This window comes from Treponema sp. R6D11 (genome assembly GCF_054786075.1).
The window spans coordinates 1-539 of sequence record NZ_BDHD01000654.1 but is presented as its reverse complement, the minus strand read 5'-3'; the positions used below and the strand labels follow the sequence as shown (position 1 = coordinate 539).

Sequence of the window (539 nt, the reverse complement as noted above, 5' to 3'; positions counted from 1 at the left end):
TAATATCACATGTCTTAAGAGAACTGGGAAAATGCGTCGGGACAACCAGCACAAGCGGAACATTCATAGACGGCAAATGCGTGTGCAAAGGCGATCATTCGGGACCATGTAGCGCGAAATCTCTTCTCGCAAATAAGAATATCGAGTGCGCCGTTTTCGAAACCGCGCGAGGCGGGATCATTCGAAGCGGTCTTGGCTATGACCAAGCAGATGTCGCTGTTATAACCAACATTGGCAACGATCACATCGGGCTAGACGGCGTAGAAACCATAGAAGACATCGCATATGTAAAATCCCTTGTCGCAGAGGCTGTTCGCGATGACGGTTTTGTCGTATTAAACGCCGAAGATGAAATGACAAGCTATATCATAAACCGCGCAGCAGCCACACCAATTTTATTTTATAAAAACAAAGACAATATAAAATTTGAAAATTATGAGCAATTTGTCAACGTCTTCATCCAAGATAATAAGATCAAAATCCTAGATAATGGAAAGCTTCTAAAAGTTGCCGAGGCAAGTGAGATACCCATAACGAAC

The 539-nt window shown here is 43.2% G+C and carries 1 protein-coding gene; it reads left to right on the top strand.

The genetic code is table 11. The annotated features are described in order from the left end of the window. The coding region (locus ACYVTD_RS15295) for a Mur ligase family protein (RefSeq protein ID WP_461248562.1) at positions 1 to 539 on the top strand (539 nt) is incomplete at both ends.